The sequence below is a fragment of the Catenuloplanes japonicus genome (genome assembly GCF_000717135.1).
Lineage (GTDB): Bacteria > Actinomycetota > Actinomycetes > Mycobacteriales > Micromonosporaceae > Catenuloplanes > Catenuloplanes japonicus.
Genome location: NZ_JNXY01000069.1, coordinates 1 through 4,261 on the forward strand (window position 1 = coordinate 1; position 4,261 = coordinate 4,261).

General features: G+C 71.0%; 3 protein-coding genes and 1 pseudogene. 2 read left to right on the forward strand and 2 right to left on the reverse strand.

Annotated elements, in window-relative coordinates:
* Both OP04_RS56320 and OP04_RS56325 read left to right on the forward strand, forming a co-directional pair.
* Positions 1–993 (forward strand): annotated as a pseudogene (locus OP04_RS56320) (hypothetical protein); the annotation flags it as partial.
* A 315-nt stretch (positions 994–1,308) separates the two neighbouring features.
* Positions 1,309–1,536, forward strand: coding sequence for a hypothetical protein (locus OP04_RS56325; RefSeq protein WP_033346776.1), 228 nt, complete (start codon positions 1,309–1,311; stop codon positions 1,534–1,536).
* Between the two features lie 1,244 nt (positions 1,537–2,780).
* Here OP04_RS56325 and OP04_RS47960 read toward each other — a convergent pair.
* Both OP04_RS47960 and OP04_RS47965 read right to left on the reverse strand, forming a co-directional pair.
* The gene (locus OP04_RS47960) at positions 2,781–3,422 is read right to left on the reverse strand and encodes a TetR/AcrR family transcriptional regulator (RefSeq protein ID WP_033346777.1); all 642 of its coding nucleotides are present in this window, start codon (positions 3,420–3,422) and stop codon (positions 2,781–2,783) included.
* Positions 3,423–3,492: 70 nt separating this feature from the next.
* Entirely contained in the window at positions 3,493–4,095 is a 603-nt protein-coding gene (locus OP04_RS47965) for an LLM class flavin-dependent oxidoreductase (protein WP_051800204.1), read from the reverse strand.
* Positions 4,096–4,261 lie beyond the last annotated feature (166 nt).

The following is a 4,261-nucleotide window of genomic DNA, read 5'->3' on the forward strand; positions in this document are numbered from 1 at the left end:
GGGGTGGGGGTCGGGCTGGTGGACGGGGTGGGGGCGGGGCTGCCGGTGGGGTCAGGGGTGGGGTCGTCGGAGGGTGCCGTGGTCGGGTCGGCGGACGGCGTGGGGCTCGGCTCGTCGGACGGGACCGGACTCGGACCGGCCGACGGCGCCGGGCTCGGCTCGTCGGACGGCACAGGACTCGGACCGGCCGACGGCGCCGGGCTCGGCTCATCGGACGGCACAGGACTCGGCTCATCGGACGGCACAGGACTGGGACCCGCAGACGGCACAGGACTCGGCTCACCAGACGGGACCGGGCTCGGACCGGCCGACGGCTCCGGGTTCGCCGAGGGAGCCGGGGCCGGGGATGGTGTGCCGCTGTCCGAAGGAGCCGGGTCGGCCGAGGGCATCGGAATCGGGGAAGGGACGGGCGTCTCGGACGGCGAAGGACTCGGGGAGGGCACACCGCTGTCCGAGGGCGTCGGCGACGCGGAGGGCATCGGAATCGGCGAGGGGACAGAACTCTCCGACGGACCGGGGCTGGGCGAAGGACTTTCCGACGGCGTCGGAATCGCCGACGGGACAACACCCTCCGACGGCGCAGGACTCGGCGCCGCTGACGCCGAAACGCTCACCGACGGCGACGGACTGAGCGACGGCTCAGCCGAGGCAGACGGACCAAGCGACGGCTCAACCGAAGGCGACAAGCTGACAGACGGCGACACCGACGGCGACACACTGACCGACGGCTCAACAGACGGACTCACCGAAGGCGTCACAGAAGGACTCACCGAAGGCGACGGTGACGGAGACCCCGTAGGCGCCACATACACCCCCACCGTCGTCGTCGCCGTCCCACTCCCCCCGTACTCGTTGTACGACCGCACCTGCAACGCCCACGCCTTGCTCGCGTCCAGCGTCAGCACCACCGACGTCGCCGGCGCATCCACCCGTACCGTCGTCGAGGGCGTCCCCACCCCGTACCCCACCTGGAAATACGTCGCCGCCGGTTGACTCGCCGCCGGCGTCCACGACACGTCCACGGTCCCCGGTGTCCCCGCCCTCCGGACAGCGGTCAGCCCGGTCGGATCCGCCGGCCGCCAGCGCCCGATCGGCGACGTCGCCGTGGCGCACGCCCCCCACTCGTTCGCGGACGTGACCTGCAACGTGTAGGTCCGCGAGGGATCCAGCCCCGGCAGACTGTGTGACAGCTCAGTCACGGTCCGATCCACGACCACCGCGTCATCTGAGTCCCGGGTCAGATACATCCGGTAGCCCGTGATCGCCGAATAGCCCACATAGGACGGTTCGCGCCAGTAGACGGTCCCGGTGCTAACGTCGGAGCGACCGGTCGTCATCCCCGGCACCACCGACGGCGCCAGCGTCTTCACCGTCAGATACCCGGTGCTCGTCCCGCTCCCGGACGCGTCGACCGCGCTCACCCGCACCTTGTACGTCGTGCACGGATTTGACCCGTCCAGCACATATCCCGTGCTCCCGGCCGGCAGCGAGACCGGCGCGCCCGCCACGTCGTCCCGCAGCACCTCGACCACGTAATGGTGCGCATCCGCCACGGTCTTCCACCCCAGCGCGATCTGCGCCGGCGTCCCCGCGACCCGCGCCGCCGTGAACGACTTCGGCGCCGCCGGCACCGCCATCGCCTCGCCCGCGAGCCCCACGGCCACGGGCAGCGCCAGCAACACCGCGGCGCCGAACGCCGCCAGCCGTCGCCTGACGCTCATGAACTCTCCATCTCACGGTCTCCTGCGAACCAACACCCTCTCCCGCCCCGGTAGCAGCCGAGTTGCCCCTCAGGTGCAGCCCGGTTGCACCACGTCACCCCCAGGCCCGAAAGACCAAGATCAAGATCCAGTTCATCTTCCCGCTTCCAGCGTGGTGCGGCCCGCATGCTCCCGCGGGCCAACCTCCGACGTGCCGAAGCCTCCGCTGGCGCTCCGCTTCGGCCCGCCGATCGGAGCCGGTCCCGCCGCTGGTCACCGAAACCCCACGCGACCCACGTCGCCACTCCCGCCCCGCCCCGCCGCAGCCCGCGGTCAGCGCGAGCAGGCCTATGGCCATCAATGCACGTCTCTTCATGGCGGTGCTCCTGTACCGGTGTTCAAGGACCCTGGGCATGGCTTCGCCCGGACTCGTCTTCGAGCCCGTTCGGTGGGAGGGAGAAGGTCAGGCCGGACAGGACGCGGACCACACACGACCGAAGTCGATGTGGCCGCGGATGGCGAGCCGCAGCGTGCCGCACATGCGACCAGTCCAGCGCGGAGCGTGCTCGGGTGTCAACGGTTCTCGCCCCGCCTGTCGGCTATCGCACGTGAGCGGCCCACACCGTTGATCTATTCATATCATGCAGATAGGGTTAATCGGTATTGTGCCATGCCAGATCTTGTGCGTATCCACGCATCCCGCGGCCACCCCGGACCGCTCGCCGGGCGCCGCCCACCGAGGCGGCATACCCCTCCAAGATCAGGGCGTCCCTCATGTCGCTGGAACGACATGAGGGACGCCCTGATCACCGGGCGCAGGCCGCGCGAAGCCGACGCACCCACAGGTCACCGGGCACAGGCGGCGCGAGCCGACACAAATACGGGCCACCGGGCGCAGGCCGCGCGAAGCCGGCGTGACCGCAGGCCGTCCGGGTTTTTCCGGACCAACGGCGGCACCGGCTCCGATCGGGGATCGGAAGCGGAGCGCCAGCGGAGTCTTCCGAACCCCGGAGGTTGGCCCGCGGGAGCAACGCTGCCGCACCACGCCGGAAGCGGGAAAGTGATCTAGATCTTGATCTTTCAGTGCGCCTCGGCGAGCGGGCTGCGGCTGCCCGGCTTCGTGACCGGCGCGGACAGCATCCCCGCGATCGCGTCCGACAGGAAGTCGCCCGCCTCGATCCAGCGCGGCTCGGTGCCGTCCCGTTCCGCCCGCGCCTCGATCTCCGCCGTCGCCGTGGTCACGATGAACGCGATCATCGACGAGCGCCCCGCCACCACGCCCGGATCGAGGTGCGCGAGCCGCGCCTTCAGCGAACGGCGCAGCGCCACCGTCACCGGCAGCCCGGCCAGCGCGTCCCGCACCAGGTCACGCAACGCCGGATCCTGCAGCGCCAGCCCGATGAACCGGGCACGCCAGCTCGGACGCGGCAGCGCGGCCAGCACCTCCATCGACGGCAGCACCAGCCCGCGAATGTCCCCGATCACCGAGTCGACGGTCTCGCCGTGCCGCGCGCCGCACGCCTCCACCGCCCGCACGTGCCGCTCCACCAGCGCGCGCAGCAGCCCGTCCCGGCCGCCGAAGTAGTAGCGCACCGCCGAATGGTTCGTGTTGCCCGCGACCTCGGCCACCCGGCGATCCGAGACCTGCGCGATACCCTGCTCCGCGAAGAGCCGCTCGGCCGTGTCCAGCAACGCGGTCCGCGCCACGTCCGACCGCGCCATGAGCCGCTCCTCCCTCGCTTGAGTCACCCTCGGTTGAGTCATCCGAGTGTGCCGGAAGCGATCACGATTGTCAGTTCGTCACGGCGTCCAGCGTGCGCGCCCGGTCCTCCGGCCCGCCATAGGGAATGATCACCAGATCCGTGGCGCCCGCGTCCCGGAACCGGTCCACCGCCCGCGCGATCGCCTCCTCGTCGCCCGCGACCACGGTGTCCGCGATCCCGATCCCGGCCCTGCCCAGCGACGCCCGGTACGCCGGCGCCTCCCCCGCCATCGCGAAATCCCCGGCCAGCTGCTCCCGGGCGCCGTCCGGATCCGTGGTCAGCACCGTCATCACGCTCGCCACGATCCGCGTACCGTCCGGCTGGCTCGGGACCAGGCGCTCCGCCACCATCTCCGGCGTCACCCAGGTCGCGATCACGCCGTCGGCCAGACGCAGCATCTTCGGCCCGAGCGCGGCCAGCAGCACGGCCGGGGCCTCGGCGTTGATCTCCAGCGCGGTGTCGACCGCGACGAACTCGCCGCTGCTCCGCACGTGCTCGCCGCGCAGCAACGGGCGCAGCGCCTCCAGGTACTCACGCGTGTGCCGCAGCGGCGAGGTGTAAGGGATACCGAGCTGCGCCTCGATGTACCAGGCGTGACTCGTCCCGACGCCGAGCGCCGGCCGCCTGGCCACCGCTATTTTACGAAGTTTCGGTGCAGAGCACCCCTGCAGCCAGTCTGGATCCGGCGCCGCGTCGGCTCCCTGCCGGAAAGGATCATTCGGTGCCGCAAAGACCAGGTCAACTCCGGCTGTTGACCTGGTCTTTGCGGCACCGAATGATCCTTTCGGCTATGGCGGT

Bases quoted from the DNA above. Each gene is read 5' to 3' on its own strand.
- OP04_RS47960 (WP_033346777.1), bottom strand. From the start codon at position 3,422: ATGGCGCGGTCGGACGTGGCGCGGACCGCGTTGCTGGACACGGCCGAG.